This is a genomic window from Pseudomonas sp. LP_7_YM (assembly GCF_004364435.1).
GTDB lineage: Bacteria > Pseudomonadota > Gammaproteobacteria > Pseudomonadales > Pseudomonadaceae > Aquipseudomonas.
This window is the reverse complement of the sequence record NZ_SOCT01000002.1, coordinates 523,120-540,507: the sequence shown is the minus strand read 5'-3', so window position 1 is coordinate 540,507 and position 17,388 is coordinate 523,120. Positions and strand designations below refer to the sequence as shown.

Annotated in this window: 12 protein-coding genes; 6 read left to right on the top strand and 6 right to left on the bottom strand. The window is 58.9% G+C overall.

Translation table 11 applies throughout. The features are described 5' to 3' along the window. Positions 1-78: 78 nt before the first annotated feature. Positions 79-636, top strand: coding sequence for a peptidylprolyl isomerase (locus EC915_RS07505; RefSeq protein ID WP_133749899.1), 558 nt, complete (start codon positions 79-81; stop codon positions 634-636). Positions 637-815: 179 nt separating this feature from the next. After that, entirely contained in the window at positions 816-2,675 is a 1,860-nt protein-coding gene (locus EC915_RS07500; protein ID WP_133749898.1) for an ABC transporter ATP-binding protein, read from the top strand. 158 nt (positions 2,676-2,833) lie between these two features. Here the strand turns inward: EC915_RS07500 and EC915_RS07495 are convergent, their stop codons facing one another. After that, on the bottom strand, positions 2,834-3,964 hold the full coding sequence (locus EC915_RS07495; RefSeq protein WP_133749897.1) for a GNAT family N-acetyltransferase: 1,131 nt from the start codon (positions 3,962-3,964) through the stop codon (positions 2,834-2,836). 456 nt (positions 3,965-4,420) lie between these two features. On the opposite strand from EC915_RS07495, the gene EC915_RS07490 reads away from it, so the two are divergent. Then, positions 4,421-4,831, top strand: coding sequence for a heme-binding protein (locus EC915_RS07490; RefSeq protein WP_133749896.1), 411 nt, complete (start codon positions 4,421-4,423; stop codon positions 4,829-4,831). 31 nt (positions 4,832-4,862) lie between these two features. After that, positions 4,863-5,702 (top strand): SDR family oxidoreductase, encoded by an 840-nt coding sequence (locus EC915_RS07485; RefSeq protein WP_256658674.1) that lies wholly within the window; start codon positions 4,863-4,865, stop codon positions 5,700-5,702. Positions 5,703-5,841: 139 nt separating this feature from the next. Here EC915_RS07485 and EC915_RS07480 read toward each other — a convergent pair whose 3' ends face one another. The 4 genes from EC915_RS07480 to fadD2 all read right to left on the bottom strand — a co-directional run bounded on the left by EC915_RS07480 (position 5,842) and on the right by fadD2 (position 15,191). Beyond that, positions 5,842-6,963, bottom strand: coding sequence for a beta-ketoacyl-ACP synthase III (locus EC915_RS07480; protein ID WP_133749895.1), 1,122 nt, complete (start codon positions 6,961-6,963; stop codon positions 5,842-5,844). Positions 6,964-7,316: 353 nt separating this feature from the next. Further along, positions 7,317-11,228, bottom strand: a complete 3,912-nt coding sequence (gene hrpA / locus EC915_RS07475) for an ATP-dependent RNA helicase HrpA (RefSeq protein ID WP_133749894.1) — start codon at positions 11,226-11,228, stop codon at positions 7,317-7,319. A gap of 272 nt (positions 11,229-11,500) precedes the next feature. Further along, on the bottom strand, positions 11,501-13,198 hold the full coding sequence (gene fadD1, locus EC915_RS07470) for a long-chain-fatty-acid--CoA ligase FadD1 (protein ID WP_133749893.1): 1,698 nt from the start codon (positions 13,196-13,198) through the stop codon (positions 11,501-11,503). Between the two features lie 304 nt (positions 13,199-13,502). Next, positions 13,503-15,191 (bottom strand): long-chain-fatty-acid--CoA ligase FadD2, encoded by a 1,689-nt coding sequence (gene fadD2 / locus EC915_RS07465; RefSeq protein WP_133749892.1) that lies wholly within the window; start codon positions 15,189-15,191, stop codon positions 13,503-13,505. Between the two features lie 223 nt (positions 15,192-15,414). Between fadD2 and EC915_RS07460 the strand changes: the two genes are divergently transcribed. Together EC915_RS07460 and EC915_RS07455 are read left to right on the top strand one after the other, a co-directional pair. After that, positions 15,415-16,368: an alpha/beta hydrolase gene (locus EC915_RS07460; RefSeq protein ID WP_133749891.1), complete on the top strand. Its 954-nt coding sequence runs from the start codon at positions 15,415-15,417 to the stop codon at positions 16,366-16,368. 53 nt (positions 16,369-16,421) lie between these two features. Then, positions 16,422-16,892, top strand: coding sequence for a MaoC family dehydratase (locus EC915_RS07455; protein ID WP_133749890.1), 471 nt, complete (start codon positions 16,422-16,424; stop codon positions 16,890-16,892). Positions 16,893-17,198: 306 nt separating this feature from the next. Here the strand turns inward: EC915_RS07455 and ccoM are convergent, their stop codons facing one another. After that, positions 17,199-17,315: a cytochrome c oxidase subunit CcoM gene (ccoM, locus tag EC915_RS25430; protein WP_305955389.1), complete on the bottom strand. Its 117-nt coding sequence runs from the start codon at positions 17,313-17,315 to the stop codon at positions 17,199-17,201. Positions 17,316-17,388: the final 73 nt, after the last annotated feature.

Genomic DNA, 17,388 nt, shown 5'->3' with positions numbered 1-17,388 from the left:
TGTCAAATAGCCTGCAAACGTGCTTCCCTTGTCGCCTGTTTTTTGCAGTCGAAAATCTCTTTTCAGGACTCCGCCCTCATGCTGAAAAAAATCGCTCTCTCTGCCGCCGCGCTGTTATTCGCTTCCAACCTGATGGCTGCTCCTGCGCCTCACATCCTGCTGGACACCAGTCTTGGCCAGATCGAAATCGAACTGAACCAGGACAAAGCGCCGGTCAGCACCGCCAACTTTCTCAAGTACGTGGACAGTAATTTCTACAGCAACACCATTTTCCACCGCGTGATCCCGGGCTTCATGGTTCAGGGCGGCGGGTTCACGGCACAGATGATGCAGAAGCCGACCAACGATCCGATCAAGAACGAAGCGGACAACGGCCTGCACAACGTGCGCGGGACGGTCGCCATGGCGCGTACTTCCGATGTGAATTCGGCCACCAGCCAGTTCTTCATCAACGTCGTGGACAACGAGATGCTCGACCATGGCGGTCGTGACTTCGGGTACGCGGTATTCGGAAAGGTGGTCAAGGGCATGGATGTGGTCGACACCATCGTCAACTCCCGGACGGGTACCAAGAACGGGATGCAAAACGTGCCAGTGGACCCGATTCTGATCAAATCGGCCAAACGCGTGGACTAAGCTCGTTATGTCCATAAAAAGCCGGGCATATGCCCGGCTTTTGCATGTCTGAATGGCAGGACGCCCGAAACAGCGTGAGCAATCGGGTGTACATGTGGTCTGATCCGGGGATGCACCGAAAGTCCTGAAACAAAGTCCTGCACAAAGGAGAGCCCGCTCAAGCGTGGGCGTCATTGCCAATGCTCTATCGCCGTTTCGAAAAGCTGATCGATATCTTCCGCGACGCGCCTACCGCCGCGCCCCCCAACCAGGTCATGGCCTTCTACGTGTATTACCTCAGGCAGGTCTGGCCGAGTTTCCTGGCGCTGCTGGTGGTCGGCCTGATCGGGGCGTTGATCGAAGTCTCGCTGTTCAATTACCTAAGCCGCATCATTGACCTGGCGCAGGGCACGCCGAACGTCAATTTCTTCAAAGAGCATGCCTTCGAGCTGACCTGGATGGTGGTCGTGGCCCTGATCCTGCGGCCGATTTTCGTCGGCCTGCATGATCTGCTGGTGCATCAGACCATCAGCCCCGGCATGACCAGCATGATCAACTGGCAGAATCACAGCTACGTACTCAAGCAGAGCGTGAATTTCTTCCAGAACGACTTCGCCGGACGCATCGCCCAGCGCATCGTGCAGACCGGCAACGCGCTGCGCGACTCGGCCGTGCAATCGGTGGACGCCCTGTGGCATGTGTTGATCTATTCGATCAGCGCCCTGGTGCTGTTTGCCGAAGCTGACTGGCGCCTGATGATTCCGCTAATCAGCTGGATCGTCGCGTTCGTCCTCGCACTCTGGTACTTCGTGCCACGGGTCAAGGCGCGCTCGGTGGTGTCATCAGATGCGCGTTCCAAGCTGATGGGGCGCATCGTCGATGGCTATACCAACATCACGACCCTGAAGCTGTTTGCCCACACCAACTCAGAACAGCAGTACGCCCGCGAAGCGATCAGCGAGCAGACCGAAAAAACCCAACTCGCCGGTCGTGTGATCACTGAAATGGACACGGTGATCACCACCCTCAACGGGATTCTGATCGTCTGGACCACCGGCCTTGCGCTGTGGCTGTGGACGCAGTCGCTGATCTCGGTGGGCGCCATTGCCCTGGCGACAGGCTTGGCCATTCGTATCGTCAACATGTCCGGCTGGATCATGTGGGTAGTCAACGGCATCTTCGAAAACATCGGCATGGTGCAAGACGGTCTGCAGAGCATTTCCCAGCCAGTCGGCATTACGGACCGTGAAGCTGCGCCGAAGCTGGCCGTGAGCAAGGGCGAGGTGAAATTCGAGAACCTGCAATTCCAGTACGGCCAGGGCAAAGGCGTGATTCATGGCCTGAACCTGGACATCAAACCGGGGGAGAAGATCGGCCTGATCGGGCCGTCCGGTGCAGGTAAATCGACGCTGGTGAACCTGCTGCTGCGTCTGTATGACGTGCAGGGCGGGCGCATCACGATCGACGATCAGGATATCGCCCTCGTCGCACAGGAAAGCCTGCGCTCGCACATCGGCATGATCACCCAGGACACATCGCTGCTGCACCGCTCGATTCGCGACAACCTGCTGTATGGCAAGCCGGACGCCACCGATGCCGAACTATGGGAAGCCATGCGCAAGGCACGGGCCGACGGGTTCATCCCGCAGCTGTCGGATTCGGAAGGCCGGACAGGGCTGGACGCTCACGTGGGCGAGCGCGGCGTGAAACTGTCTGGCGGTCAGCGTCAGCGAATCGCAATTACCCGTGTACTGCTCAAGGACGCGCCGATCCTGATCATGGACGAAGCCACTTCAGCGCTGGACTCGGAAGTGGAAGCGGCCATTCAGGAAAGCCTGGAAACGCTGATGCAAGGCAAGACGGTGATCGCCATTGCCCACCGCCTCTCGACCATCGCGCGGATGGACCGCCTGGTGGTACTGGAGGACGGTCGCATCGCGGAGAGCGGTACCCATGCCGAGTTGCTGGCCCATAAGGGCCTGTACGCGCGGCTATGGGCGCATCAGACAGGGGGGTTTGTCGGGGCAGAAGAGTATCCGCTTGCGCCGCAATCCTTGTAGGAGCGCTGACTGACCTCAACGGATATCGTTGATTCACGCAATACCTGTGGAGTGAGCTTGCTCACGAAGGCCAAATTTCAACCGCTGGAGATGAGCGGATGCATTGACCTCTTCGTGGCAAGCGCACCCCACAGTGATTTGCGTAAAGGTGAGGGTCGTCAGTCATTGCTCTGCCGATACGGCAACGCGCCGCGCGCTTCTTCGGCGTAGGCCAGAATCCCCGCCCTCTCCTGCTCAAGAAAATCTGCCACTGCCTCGCGCAATCCGGGGTGGGCCAGGTAGTGCCATGAGTGGGTGATGACCGGTTCGAACCCCCGGATCAGCTTGTGCTCACCTTGGGCGCCCGCATCGAAGCGCTTGAAGCCGTGGGCGATGGCGTAATCCATGCCCTGATAAAAACAGGTTTCGAAATGCAGCCGATTAAACTCGGCCAGACACCCCCAATAACGGCCATAGAAACTGTCACCCCCGATCAGACTGAACGCCATCGCCACCGGCCGGCCACCCTGTCGGGCCATAGCCACGCGAATGGCTTCGGGCATGCGCTCTGCCAGCAGGCTGAAGAACTCGCGCGTCAGGTACGGCGTCTGGCCACGAACTTCATAGGTATTGGAATAGCAGGCGTAGACAAAATCCCAATGCGCCTCGCTGAGCGCATGACCTTCCAGCCATTGGAACTCGAAACCCTGCGCCGCCACCTGCTCACGCTCCTTGCGCATCTGCTTGCGCTTGCGTGAACTCAGGGCGTCAAGAAAATCCTGAAAGTCGCGATAGCCGCGATTCTGCCAGTGGTATTGACAGCCGATGCGTTGCAGCCAGCCCGGTTGTTCGGCCAACAAAGCATCGGTGGCAGAGTCGGTGAAATTGACGTGGACGCTGGACAGCTGCTCGGTCTCGGCATAACCGGGCAGGCAGGCAATCAGCGCCTGGCCGTCTTGGGGCGTTTTGGCCAGCAGACGCGGCCCGCTCACCGGACTGAACGGCACCGCCACCAACAGCTTGGGGTAGTAGTCGATCCCGGCGCGGCGGCAGGCATCGGCCCAGCCGTGGTCGAATACGTACTCGCCGTAGGAATGCCACTTGCGATAGCTCGGCAGCGCGGCGATGAGCGTGTCGCCCTCATAGTGCAGCAGATGCTCGGCGCGCCAGCCGGAATGTGGCCCGAGACTGCCGCTGTCCTCCAGCGAACTGAGGAATGCATGACGCAGAAAAGGCGAGTCGCCGGGTATCAGCGCGTCCCACTCAGCCGGCGCCAGCGCCGACAGACTATCCAAACGATGTAACGACATCACCATCCCCTTCCGATACCGCAAGCGTGGCGAGTATCGCCCATCAGCAACGATTTGACATAGCCTGTGTGCTGCGAGGGCTCTAGCCCGAGACTTTGATTGACACACCCGTCATCCCCACGCCAACACTTAGACATCATCTGGTCACAAACGACCGTGACACTGGCGCCTGTTTCCAGATCCCCCCGGCTCTAAAACCCAGACTTTCCGCCCGCCGCGCTGTGTCGGATCCCCATCATCCGTTCCGACAGGTCTGCGGCAGCCTGGTATTTCGGGCATAGGGAACTGGTTAAGGGCTTGAATCAGGCCTCCTCAAACAAAGCACGGTGCCACCGCCAGGCTGCGGTAAAAGGTCGCGATAGCAGAAAAAACAGAACACGTGGGTTTTCACGGGGTCACCTTAAAGGCAGACATTGATTCAGCTGAATCAGAATCGCGCTACAGAGGAGTACCTGAATGCTGACCCTTGCCTCCCTCTCACTTTCCGATGCTAAACGCATCATCAATGCAGCCGAGGCCAAAGCCACGCAGATAGGTTCGCCCAGCAACGTGGCCGTCGTAGACGCAGGCGGCAACCTGGTTGCCCATGTGCGCATGGACGGCGCGCAACTGGCGAGCATTTCCCATTCGATCAACAAGGCGTTCACCAGCCTTGCCTGCAAGACAGCCACCAAAGACCTGGCGGCCGATGCGCAACCGGGCGCATCGCTCTATGGCATCGCCAACTCGGTGGATGGCCGCATCATCACCTTCGCCGGCGGCATCCCCCTTAAAAGCGGCGACGCGTTCGTCGGCGCCGTGGGCGTCAGCGGCGGGACCGCAGACCAGGACCAGGCCGTGGCAGAAGCGGCGGTCGCAGCGCTTTAACCCCTTTCACACCTCCATACAGGAAATCATCATGACTATTCTCGTAACTGGCGCAGGCACAGGATTCGGCCACGAAGTCTCGTTAAGACTGGCGGCAAAAGGGCTGGACGTTATCGCCGGCGTAGAAATCGTCGCGCAGGTGCATTTACTGGAGCAAGAAGCGAAGCGTCGTGGCGTGAAACTGCGCATTGAAAAGCTCGATGTCACCCATGAAGGCGACCGTCTCAAGGCCGCCGAGTGGGATGTGGATGTATTGCTGAACAATGCCGGTATTTCCGAAGGTGGATCGACCGTCGACATTCCCGCAGAAAACCTGCGCCGTCAGTATGAAGTCAACATCGTCGGCCCGTTGATGCTGACCCAGTTGATTGCCAAAAAGATGGTGGCGAAGAAGAAAGGCAAGATTGTCTTCATGTCGTCGGTGGCAGGCCTGACCACCGACCCGTTCGCGGGCGCGTACGCGTCCTCCAAGCACGCCATCGAAGCCATCGCTGAAGCGATGAATCAGGAGCTGAAAGAATTTGGCGTCGACGTCGCCACGGTCAACCCGGGACCATTCCTTACCGGCTTCAATGATCGGATGTTCGAGACCTGGAAAACCTGGCAGGACGATCCCTCCCAGCGTCTGTTCGATTACAGCAAACTGGCGTTTCCCCATGAGCAGTACGATCCGGAGCCGGTTTTCGAGACCACCATCGGTGTGATCACCGGCGAAATCGACAGCTATCGAAATGTCGAACCCAAGGAAATCATCGCCCAGCAACGCCAGCAGATGGACGCTGCCTGGACACGTAAAAGCAATGAGGGTCTTGGAAAACGAACCGAGCTGGTGCAGAAAGCCTTCGACATCAAGCCCGGCACGCCTGTCTGATCCAGGGCTTGGGCCCGTAGCGATCAACCCGGCATTACAGAGATACGCCTGACGGGTTTATAAAATGGCCAGCCTCCTGCGCGGAGGCTGGCCATTGTATATGGATTGAGCGCCAACCATCGCAGGCGCTGGCGTCATGTCACTTCTTGCGCAAAATCACGCTACCGATCGAATACCCCGCCCCGAACGAGCTGAGTACGCCCAACGCGCCTTTTGGCAGATCGTCCTGATAGGTGTGAAAAGCGATCACCGAGCCCGCTGAACTGGTGTTGGCATAACGGTCGAGAATCACCGGCGCTTCTTCGAGGGTGGCGTCTCGGCCCAGCAGTTTTTTCACGATCAGGTGATTCATGCTCAGGTTGGCCTGATGCAGCCAGAAACGTTGCACGTCGCTGACGTTCAGGCTGTTCTCGTTCATATGCGCGCCAACCAGCTCAGCGACCATCGGACAAACATCGCGGAACACCTTGCGACCTTCCTGCACGAACAGTTTGTCTGGCGTCCCTTCGCCTTCTTCGGCGGTGCGGTTGAGGAAACCGAAGTTGTTGCGAATGTTATTGGAGAACGTAGTCAGCAGCTTGGTGCCGACGATGTCGAACTGGTATTCGGATGTCGCAAGATCGGCACGCTCGACCACCACAGCCGTCGCCGCATCGCCGAAGATGAAGTGGCTGTCGCGGTCACGGAAATTAAGGTGTGCAGTGCAGATTTCCGGGCTGATCACCAGCAATGCACGGGCCTGACCAAGCTTGACGCTGTTGCAGGCGGTTTGAATCCCGAAGGTCGCCGAGGAACAGGCAACGTTCATGTCAAAGCCAAAACCCTGAATCCCCAGCGCCGACTGAATTTCGATGGAAATCGCCGGATAAGCACGTTGCAGGTTGGAGCAGGCGACGATCACGCCGTCGATGTCGGCAGCGGTTTTGCCTGCCCGCTGCAAGGCCTGTTCGGCTGCGGCGACACCCATCTGGCAGAGGATCGACCATTCGTCGTTGGAACGCTCCGGCAAGCGAGGCTTCATGCGCAGGGGGTCGAGGATGCCGTCCTTGTCCATGACGAAGCGGCTTTTGATCCCGCTGGCTTTCTCGATGAAGGCCGCATTGGACTCGGTCAGCGCCTGAAGCTCGCCAGCCTCGATGGCCGCAACGTTTTCAGCGTTGAACTGCGCGACCCAGGTGTTGAAAGACTGCACCAGTTCATCGTTGGAAATGCTGTTGGATGGGGTGTAGAGCCCTGTGCCACTGATCACGACATCGTACACGGTCGTTCCTCTCTGATTATTGACGGCAGCTTGTTAATGCCGGCAGACAAAGCGCCTGCGTAAGCATGGTGCTGGCCGTTTCCGGAACGACAGTACCAATGCAACGATAAAATTTCCCAGTGCTGATGTACGGCGCCGTGGGATTTGGCCGCGAAGTTTGCCATAACGGCCGGGATTTGGCGCTATCGAGCTGCCGGAATACCTTGGCTTGGGACTGAACGGAAACGGCTGTGGGTACCCATTCATTCGCGATACGGACTTTCAGACGGCCTGTATCTGTCGTCTGCAACGGCCACTCGCGAATAAATTCGTTCCCACAGGTGAGTACGGTGATCAGTTCAAACTGCGGTCTGTTACCCCTCGACCTGGCTCCACTGCTTGCTCAAACGCTTGTCGGATATCGGCACCTTGGTCCCCAGTTGCTGGCCAAACAGTGACACGCGGTATTCCTCCAGCCACCAGCGGTAAACCACCAGTTCGGCATCGCGCTTGCCTTCCTGTGCATGTTTGTCGGCGCGGGTCTGGTACTGCACCCATAGATTGCCCAATTCGAGGCTCCAGACCCGGTCCTTCTGCACCTGACTGCCCAGCTTTTCGAGACGCAGTTCGATGGCCTTCAAATAGCGCGGGAACTCCTTGAGCCACATGAGCGGGGTTTCGCGGACGAAGCCTGGGTACACGAGCTTGCCCAACTGCCCTTTGATGTCGTTCAAGGCCACAGCCTGAGCCAGATCAATCTTGCCCTTGAAGCGTTTTTGCAGCCCGTGCCATAGCTTGAGGATTTCCAGCGTCAGCTTCGCCAACCGCTCAGCCTGCTCGGTCAGACTGCCACGCTTGCGTTCGGCCAGCGACATGAGACCCGCGCCATCGCGTGGCAACGTGACTTCACCGTCCAGAATGCAACTGTCCAGGCTCGCCAGCAGAATGTCCTCGATCAACGCATCGACTCGGCCCATGTCGCGGTACAGCAAGGCCAGCTCGGTCTGTCCAGGCAGTTTGCTGCGCAGAAATTTCGCAGGCTCGGCCAGTTGCTGCAGGAGCAAGCGCTGCAAGGCGCGACGATGCTGATACTCGGCTTCTGTCTGAGTCGAAAAACGCCCTTCCTTGACCACGCCACCCTCTTCCACCAGGGCCGGATACACCGTCATCGAGAATCCGGCGATCTGTTGTTGGGTCTTCTGCGCCACCGCAGCGAAGCCCTTGGCTTGCACCGGCTGTTGACTCTTGGCCGACTGCGGCACCGCCAGGGCGGCCTGCCCGGCTTCGGCGAACCGCGCAGTCAACTCGTCCAGCTCCCGGCCTTCACCGAGGAACTTGCCGTTGGCGTCGACCACTTCCAGATTCATCTTCAGATGGCTTTCCAGTTGCTGCGCAGCCTCGGCCCAGGCTTCGTCGGTGACCCGTGCTCCGGTCATGCGCAGCAGTTCACGACCCAAAGCCTGCGGCAACGAGCCTTCGGCAAAAACCATGCGCTGCAACGCGGCCTTGACGAAATCCGGCACCGGCACGAAGTTCTTGCGCAAGGCCTTGGGCAGGTTACGCACCAGCGCCACGCACTTGGTCTCCAGCAGCCCCGGCACCAGCCACTCCAGACGCTCGGCAGGCAGCGACAGCAGCAACGGTGCCGGCACGCGCAGGGTCACGCCGTCACGGGGATGATTGGGTTCGAAGTGGTAGGTCAGCGGCAGTGTCAACTCGCCCAGACGCAGGGTGTCGGGGTACTGATTGGCCGTGACTTCGCTGGCTTCACGGGCGAGCACATCTTCTTCGCGCATGATCAGCAATTGCGGGCTCTTCTGGCTCTCCATTCGATACCAGGCGTCGAACGTGGCAGTCTGGTGGATGTCGGCAGGCAGGCGCTCGTCGTAGAAACGGAACAGGGTTTCTTCATCCGCCAGAATGTCGCGACGTCGGGCCTTGGCTTCCAGTTCGTCGAGTTGCTCCAGCAGTTTGGTGTTGGCACTCAGGCATTTGGCGCGGGACTGAATCTCGCCGCGCACCAGCCCCTCACGAATGAAGAACTCGCGGGAAACCACCGGATCAATCGGTCCGAAATGCACCGGACGACGTCCGACCACGATCAGGCCGAACAAGGTGATCTGCTCGAAAGCCACGACCTGGCCGCGCTTCTTCTCCCAATGTGGTTCGAAATGGTTTTTCTTGATCAGGTGCCCGGCCAGCGGCTCGATCCAGTCCGGCTCGATCTTGGCGACCATGCGCGCATACAGCTTGGTGGTTTCAACCAGCTCGGCGGCCATGATCCATTGGGGGCGCTTCCTGCCAAGACCCGAGGACGGGTGCACCCAGAAACGCCGCTGCCGCGCGCCAAGGTAATCGCCCTCTTCGGTCTTTTGTCCGATCTGGCTCAACAGCCCCGAGAGCACCGCCTTGTGGAATTTCGGGAAGTCGGCCGGATCCTTGTTGACCGTCAGTTGCAGGTCGCGGCAGATCAAACTCAATTGACGATGGGAATCGCGCCATTCACGCAGCCGCAGGTAGTTCAGGAAGTTGCGCCGACACCAGTTGCGCAGCGGGCTAGCCGTGAGGGCCTGACGCTGTTCCTCGAACCCGCGCCATAGATTGACCAGCCCGGCGAAATCCGAATCCTGATCTTTCCATTGTGCGTGGGCCTGATCGGCGGCCTGCTGCCGGTCCGGCGGACGCTCGCGCGGATCCTGGATCGACATGGCGCTGGCCACGATCAGCACTTCCTGCAGGCTGCCCTGTTTCGCAGCCTCCAGCAGCATGCGGCCCATGCGCGGGTCCACCGGCAAGCGCGCCAGCTGACGCCCCAGCGGGGTCAACTGGTTCTCACGGTTGACCGCTGACAGCTCCTGCAGCAGGTTGAAGCCGTCGCTGATGGCCTTGCCATCCGGCGGCTCGATGAACGGGAAATCGGTAATCTCGCCCAAGCGCAGATGCAGCATCTGCAGGATGACCGCCGCCAGGTTGGTGCGCAGGATTTCCGGATCGGTGAATTCAGGGCGGGAGAGAAAATCCTCCTCGCTGTACAGCCTCACGCAAAGCCCCGGTTCGACACGGCCACAACGACCTTTGCGCTGGTTGGCGCTGGCCTGGGAAATCGCCTCGACGGGCAGGCGCTGGACCTTGGCGCGATAGCTGTAGCGGCTGATTCGTGCAGTGCCGGTGTCGATCACATAGCGAATGCCCGGCACAGTCAGGGAAGTCTCGGCAACGTTGGTCGCCAGTACCACGCGCCGGCCTGGGTGCGACTGAAAAATCCGCTGCTGTTCGGCAGGCGACAGCCGCGCGTACAGCGGCAGGATTTCAGTGTGCTTGAGCTGAGCCTTGCGCAGCATTTCCGCGGCATCGCGAATCTCGCGCTCGCCAGGCAGGAACACCAGCACGTCCCCGGGGGATTTGCGTTCGCTGCGTTCCAGGGCAGCGAGTTCATCGAGCGTTGCGAGAATCGCCTGATCGACGGTCAGGTCGTCCTCGACGCTGTTGCCCTCTTCGTCCTGCTGGGCCGTCATCGGCCGGTACCAGGTCTGCACCGGGAAGGTCCGCCCTGAGACTTCAATAACCGGCGCCTTGTCGAAATGCTCGGAAAAGCGCTCAAGGTCGATAGTCGCCGAGGTGATGATGACTTTCAGGTCCGGGCGACGCGGCAGCAGGGTTTTCAGATAGCCGAGCAGGAAGTCGATGTTCAGGCTGCGTTCGTGGGCTTCGTCGACGATGATCGTGTCGTAGCGCTCAAGAAAACGGTCGTGCTGGGTTTCGGCCAGCAGGATGCCGTCGGTCATCAGCTTGATCAGGGTATTTTCGTCGCTCTGGTCTTCAAAGCGCACTTGATAACCCACGAGCCCGCCCAGCGGCGTGCCGATTTCCTCGGCGACCCGGCTACCGACGCTGCGCGCAGCGATCCGCCGCGGCTGGGTGTGGCCGATCAGACCGTGCTGCCCGCGACCGATTTCCAGGCAGATCTTCGGCAGCTGGGTGGTTTTACCCGAGCCGGTTTCGCCGGCAATGATCAAGACCTGATGTTCCAGGAGCGCTTTTTTGATCTCGTCGCGCTTGGCGGCAATGGGCAGGTTTTCGTCGTAGCGCATGGTCGGCACGCTTTGCGCGCGACTCAGCACACGGACGCACGAGGCCTGCACACGCTCGACCCACTGCGCCAGCTTCGCCTCGTCGGGCTTCTTGCGCAGTTCATGCAACTGGCGACGCAGGCGATGACGATCACTGATCATCGCGTGGTCGAGGTTCTTGAACAGTGGGTCGATGGAGGGCGATTCGTCGGTCATCAGGGCGCGAAGTCTTTTCTAATCTGAATGCAGGGCGCGGATTGTCGCAGATTTGGTGGGGGTGGTGCATGTGTGCAGATAGACGCGAACCTCTCAGGTCCCTGTCTACTGATCGTTCCCACGCTGCGCGTGGTGACGCATCCCGTGACGCTCCGCGCCACCATGAGTAGGCCCCGCAGAGCGGCGGAACGATCATGAGTGGGGAATGATCATCAAGGGGTGCAAATAACAAACCCCGCACGAGGGCGGGGTCTGGTGTGATTGCTGCAGGCTTACGCCGGTTTTCTCAGCGCCAGCTTCTTCAACTCTTCATCACGCAGTTCGCGGCGCAGGATCTTGCCAACGTTGGTGGTCGGCAAAGCGTCGCGGAACTCCACGCTGCGCGGCACCTTGTAGGCGGTCACGTTGGCGCGCATGTGCTCCATGAGCTGATCCTTGGTCAGGGTCATGCCCGGTTTGACCACCACGAAAATCTTGATCGTCTCACCCGACTTCTCATCCGGCACTCCAATGGCCGCGCATTGCAGCACGCCCGGCAGGGTCACCAGCACGTCTTCCAGCTCGTTCGGATACACATTGAAACCAGACACCAGAATCATGTCCTTTTTACGGTCGACGATGCGCATATAGCCATCCGGCTGGATCACCGCTATGTCGCCGGTCTTCAACCAGCCTTCGGCGTCGAGCATTTCGTCGGTGGCTTCCTGACGCTGCCAATAACCCTTCATGACCTGCGGGCCCTTGACGCACAACTCGCCCACCTCGCCAAATGGCAGCTCTTCGCCTGCGTCGTTGATGGTCTTGCACAATGTCGAGGGCACCGGAATGCCAATGGTGCCCATCTGAATCTTCTGGATCGGGTTGACGGTGGCCACCGGGCTGGTTTCGGTCATGCCGTAGCCTTCGCAGATGGAACAACCGGTCACTTCCTTCCAGCGTTCGGCAGCCGCCTGTTGCAGGGCCATGCCGCCGGACAGGGTGACTTTCAGCGAGGAGAAATCCAGATTACGGAAATCAGCGTTATTGCACAGCGCGACGAACAGCGTGTTCAGGCCGACGAAGCCGCTGAACTTCCACTTCGACAGCTCCTTGACCATCGCCGACAGGTCGCGCGGGTTGCTGATCAGGATGTTGTGGTTGCCGATCAGCATCATCGACATGCAGTGAAAGGTGAACGCATAGATGTGATACAGCGGCAACGGCGTGATCAGGATCTCGCAGCCCTCATCGAGGTTGGAGCCCATCAGCGCCTTGCACTGCAGCATGTTGGCGATCAGGTTGCGGTGGGTGAGCATCGCACCCTTGGCCACGCCTGTGGTGCCGCCGGTGTATTGCAGTACGGCGACATCTTCGCCTGTGGGGGCAGCGTCATTGACCGGCAAGCCGTGACCTCTGGCCAGGACCTCATTGAACTTGACGGCCTTGGGCAGGTGGAATGGCGGCACCATCTTCTTCACGTATTTGATGACGCTGTTGACCAGCAAACGCTTGAGCGGCGGCAACAGGTCGGCGACTTCGGTGATGATGATGTGCTTGACGCCGGTCCTGGGCACGACCTTCTCGGCCAGGTGCGCCATGTTCGCCAGGCACACCAGGGCCTTGGCACCGGAGTCGTTGAATTGGTGTTCCATTTCCCGCGCGGTGTACAGCGGGTTGGTGTTGACCACGATCAACCCAGCGCGAATGGCGCCGAATACAGCAACCGGGTATTGCAGCACGTTGGGCAGCTGCACGGCGATGCGGTCGCCCGGTTGCAGGTCGGTGTGCTGCTGCAGGTAGGCAGCGAAAGCCCCGGACAATTCGTACATCTCACCATAAGTGAGTGTCTTGCCCAGGTTGCTGAATGCAGGTTTGTTGGCGAAACGCTCGCAGGACTGTTTCAATACCGCCTGAACGTTCGGATACTGGTCCGGATCGATATCGGCAGCAATACCAGACGGATATTTATCCTTCCAGAAGTTTTCAATCATGGAAGCCGACTCCTCAGCGACAGCGTTTCTACACACCGCTCGATGCGATGATTTCTTGTGTTTGGAATGTTCGTAGCGACAGCTTTTTGCTTATCGACAGTACAAAAAGCGGGCCGAGCGTAGCAGCTTTGCCAAAGGCCGACCAGAGGCAAAAGCAGCCCCTACAGTCATAAATATGACTCTTGAATATGTATCAGTCATGTTTAGAGCAATGAACCTAAATATCGAAATAGTGCCAGCAATCATTTGCCTCATACGCAAAAACGGCGTGATCAACACGCCGTTTCTTTCTATATAGCCATCCTCAGGCACTATCACGAAGCTCGCGTCGCAGTATCTTGCCCACCGGGGTCATCGGCAGCGAGTCACGCAGCACGATGTGCCTGGGGACCTTGTAACCGGTGAAGTTCTGTTTACAGTAAGCCTTCAGTTCCTCGGTGCTCAGGCCTGCATCCCGCGGCACCACGAACAGCTTGACCGCCTCCCCCGAGCGCTCGTCAGGCACACCAATGACCGCGCAGTTGGCGACTTTGGGGTGGCGCGAAACCACCTCTTCGATCTCGTTGGGATAAACGTTGAAACCCGAGACAATGATCAGGTCTTTCTTACGGTCGACGATGCGGATAAAGCCGTCAGGGTCGATCACCGCAATATCACCGGTTTTCAGCCAGCCATCGCAGTCCAGCACCTCGGCGGTGGCCTCGGGCTTGTGCCAGTAACCGAGCATGATCTGCGGCCCTTTAAGGCACAGTTCGCCTCGCTCCCCCAGTGGTAGTTCGATGCCCTCGTCACTGATCACCTTTGCTGTGGTGCATGGCACCGGCATGCCGACGGTGCCGAGCCTGGATTGATCGCCATAGGGATTGGCCGTGGCCACGGGCGAAGTCTCAGTCAGGCCATAGCCCTCGACGATGGGACTGCCGGTGAGTTGCAGCCAGCGTTCGGCGGTGGCTTTCACCAGCGCGGTGCCACCCGAGTTCGTCAGACGCAGACTGGAGAAATCCAGACGCTTGAAGTCCGGGTGATCCATCAACGCGACAAACAGCGTATTGAGGCCAAGCATCGCCGAGAACTTCCACCTCTTAAGCTCCTTGATGAAGCCGCCGATGTCCCGCGGATTGGTGATCAGCACGTTGTGATTGCCGCTGACCATCATGCACATGCAGTTACAAGTAAAGGCGTAGATGTGATACAGCGGCAGCGGGGCCACCATGATTTCATTGCCCTGTTTGAAGATCGGCACCCCGTCCGGGCCGTGCTGCGACATGCAAGCGTTGACCTGCTGCATGTTCGCCACCAGGTTGCCATGCGTGAGCATCGCGCCCTTGGGCGAGCCGGTTGTCCCGCCGGTGTATTGCAGAACGGCGATGTCATCCAGCCCCAACGGCACCTGCTGTAAACGATCACCCCGACCTTGCTTGAGCACAGTTTTGAAAGAAACGGCCTGGGGCAAGTGGTACTCGGGGACCATTTTCTTGACTTTGGCGACCACCGTGTTGATCAGCCAACCCTTGGCCGGAGACTGCATGTCGCCCATCTTTACTTCGATCAGGTACTGAATATCGGTATCCGGCAGAACGTCCTCTACGTTCTTGCCGAAGACATTCAGGTACACCAGCGCGCGAGCGCCGCAATCCTTGAACTGATGACGCATTTCGCGGGCGGTGTACAGGGGGTTGGTGTTGACCACGATCAACCCGGCGCGCATGGCACCGAAGACGGCGATGGGGTACTGAATCAGGTTGGGCATCTGCACGGCGATGCGATCGCCCGGTTTGAGCTGGGTGTGCTGTTGCAGATAACCGGCAAATGCCGCTGAGTGCCGCTCAAGCTCGGCGTAGGTCAGCGTCACGCCCATGTTGCTGTACGCCGGACGATCCGCATACTGCTTGCAGCTGCGCTCGAAAACCTCGACGACCGAGGTGTACGCCTGAAGGTCGACCTCGGCGTTCACACCCGCCGGGCGCTTGTCATTCCAGAATTCAGGTTGCATGTTGTTCTTATCCTCTTACCTGAGCATTTCGCCCCGCGGCCTGCGCACGGTGGTTGCCGGACGTTAGCAGCTCACCCCAAGAAGGCAAATAGGCCATCGGGCCTCATCACTCGTATGAATCTCGTGGGTGATCAGCCTGTCATTCCGCAAGGCTATACACTGCTGAATCGCCTTCAGTGCAGCGCTTTTTCGAGACAATTTTATACAAGGCCAGGGAAACGCCATGAAACACACCGCTTTTTGGCTGGACACATCCGATCACAATCGCCTGCTGGTGAACGCCTGGCTGCCGTTGACCGATGGAGACCCGATCAAGGCCGTCGTGATGCTGTCCCACGGCATGGCTGAACACAGTGGGCGTTATCAGCGGCTCGGCACTGCATTGGCTGCGGCAGGTTTCGCCCTCTATGCCCATGACCAGCGCGGCCACGGTCAAACCGCAGCCCACGGCGTGCTTGGGCACTACGCCGATGAGGATGGCTGGAACAAGGTAGTGGGTGATCTGGCCAGCCTCGCTGCTTCGATCGCTCAACGTCATCCGGGCGCGCCGCTGTTCCTGCTGGGCCACAGCATGGGCAGCTACATCGCCCAAGCGTATCTGCTGCATCACGGCGCCAGCCTGCAGGGTGCAGTGCTCAGTGGCTCGAATTTCCAGCCGGTTTCGTTGTACCGCAGCGCCGCCCTCGTGGCACGCATTGAACGCTGGCGGCAGGGGCCGACCGGGCGCAGCGCGCTTATCGAATTCCTTTCGTTTGGCTCGTTCAACCACAGATTCAAGCCAGCGCGTACGTCATTTGACTGGTTGAGTCGCGACCCCGAAGAAGTCGACAAGTACGCCCAAGACCCGCTATGCGGCTTTCGCTGCACCAATCAATTCTGGCTGGACATGCTGGGCGGCCTGCAGCAAATCAGCAAAACGTCCAACCTTGCGCAGATCGACAAAAGCCTGCCGCTGCTGATCATTGGCGGCGAATGTGATCCGGTGAGCGATGGCAAGCGTCTCAAGGATCTCGCTGATGCTCTGACGACTACGGATCATTCGCTCGTTACGCTGAATATCTACCCGCAGGCACGGCATGAAATTCTCAACGAGATCAACCGCGACGAGGTCACCCGTGATCTACTCGCCTGGTTCCAAGCAGCACTGGCCGAGCCAAGGCCTCGGCGCAGCGAGTAGTCAGTCAGCCGCTGAGCTTATTTACTTTCATTTTCAAGTCACAGGACCGCAGCATGACTCAAGTCACCAATACGCCTTACGAAGCCCTCGAAGTCGGCCAGACCGCGACTTACAGCAAGACGGTTGAGGAGCGTCATATCCAGCTGTTCGCCGAGATGTCAGGTGATCGCAACCCGGTGCACCTGGATGCAGAATTTGCGGCCAAAACCATATTCAAGGATCGCATTGCCCATGGCATGTTCAGCGGGGCGTTGATCAGTGCTGCAGTGGCTTGTGAGTTGCCTGGGCCGGGTACGATTTATATGGGTCAGCAGATGACCTTTCAAAAGCCGGTGAAGATTGGCGATACCTTGACCGTGCGTTTGGAAATCCTGGAAAAACTGCCGAAGTTTCGGGTGCGGATTGCGACCCGGGTCTTCAATCAGAGGGATGAGCTGGTCGTTGATGGCGAAGCGGAGATTCTTGCACCGCGTAAGGAGCAGACGGTGAGTCTGGCGGACTTGCCGCCTATCACTGTTGGCTAAGATGGTTTCCTTTGTCGCGGCAGGGCAGTTTTTGCAGGGATATTGACGCTGAACTCAGCGGTGGGGAGCAAATTCATTCGCCAGAGGCCAGTACAGCTGACAGTGCCTTATCGACTGGAATCGCTTTCGGGAATAAAATTCGCCCCCACAGGGGACGGTGCGTGACTGCCAAAGCTCACTGCACCAACAGAATCGATTGGCTTACCCACTTCAACGCAAATCTGACGCCAGACGCCAAAACGCGCCCAAAAAAAATGGGCAACCGAAGTCGCCCAAAATGCCTTGCGTGCTCTTTTTATTGGAGACTCAATCCTTACCGCGCTTGTGGGAGTCTCTACAGCTAAATAACGCCAACCCTGCAAAACCACTCAGCATCAGCATGACCGTCATGACGCCGGCTATCACCGCATGGTCGAGAACCATCATCCCCCCTGCTGTGACCCTGTTCGATAGGTGCAGATTAACCAGAGAGGGAAAAGCAGGTGTTGACCCAAGT

What these genes read in the sequence shown, in the direction of transcription:
- EC915_RS07455 (WP_133749890.1), top strand. Translation starts at nt 16,422, where the DNA reads ATGACTCAAGTCACCAATACGCCTTACGAAGCCCTCGAAGTCGGCCAG.
- ccoM (WP_305955389.1), bottom strand. Translation starts at nt 17,315, where the DNA reads ATGGTTCTCGACCATGCGGTGATAGCCGGCGTCATGACGGTCATGCTG.
- fadD2 (WP_133749892.1), bottom strand. Translation starts at nt 15,191, where the DNA reads ATGCAACCTGAATTCTGGAATGACAAGCGCCCGGCGGGTGTGAACGCC.
- hrpA (WP_133749894.1), bottom strand. Translation starts at nt 11,228, where the DNA reads ATGACCGACGAATCGCCCTCCATCGACCCACTGTTCAAGAACCTCGAC.
- EC915_RS07495 (WP_133749897.1), bottom strand. Translation starts at nt 3,964, where the DNA reads ATGTCGTTACATCGTTTGGATAGTCTGTCGGCGCTGGCGCCGGCTGAG.
- EC915_RS07490 (WP_133749896.1), top strand. Translation starts at nt 4,421, where the DNA reads ATGCTGACCCTTGCCTCCCTCTCACTTTCCGATGCTAAACGCATCATC.
- EC915_RS07460 (WP_133749891.1), top strand. Translation starts at nt 15,415, where the DNA reads ATGAAACACACCGCTTTTTGGCTGGACACATCCGATCACAATCGCCTG.
- EC915_RS07500 (WP_133749898.1), top strand. Translation starts at nt 816, where the DNA reads ATGCTCTATCGCCGTTTCGAAAAGCTGATCGATATCTTCCGCGACGCG.
- fadD1 (WP_133749893.1), bottom strand. Translation starts at nt 13,198, where the DNA reads ATGATTGAAAACTTCTGGAAGGATAAATATCCGTCTGGTATTGCTGCC.
- EC915_RS07505 (WP_133749899.1), top strand. Translation starts at nt 79, where the DNA reads ATGCTGAAAAAAATCGCTCTCTCTGCCGCCGCGCTGTTATTCGCTTCC.
- EC915_RS07485 (WP_256658674.1), top strand. Translation starts at nt 4,863, where the DNA reads ATGACTATTCTCGTAACTGGCGCAGGCACAGGATTCGGCCACGAAGTC.